Here is a 226-nt window from a genome sequence, read left to right on the forward strand (position 1 = left end):
GGTGCCGCTGGCGGCGGTGCGGTGACGGTTCTCCTCGATGACACGCCGGAGCATGGCGTCCCGGTAGAGAGTGGTGCGGCCCACGCCGGTATGGGCGGCAACGGCGGTGAATGTCACTGCCTGTCCGTTCCGGAGGAGCTCGGCGCAGGCGCGCTCGACGCGGTTGAGGGTGTTCGTGTTGGTCATCCTGCGGTGGCCTCGTTGATCAGTCTGTCGAGTCGTGTGA

The 226-nt window shown here is 67.3% G+C and carries 1 protein-coding gene; it reads right to left on the minus strand.

Translation table 11 applies throughout. From position 1 onward, the window contains the following. Window positions 1–186, minus strand: a 186-nt coding sequence (locus ABFP37_RS22605; RefSeq protein WP_347035047.1) for a DUF6262 family protein, incomplete at its 3' end; no start/stop codon positions are given. Window positions 187–226 lie beyond the last annotated feature (40 nt).

Origin of the sequence: Burkholderia sp. RS01, from assembly GCF_039748055.1 — a bacterium.
In the GTDB taxonomy this organism is placed as follows: Bacteria; Actinomycetota; Actinomycetes; order Actinomycetales; family Micrococcaceae; genus Arthrobacter.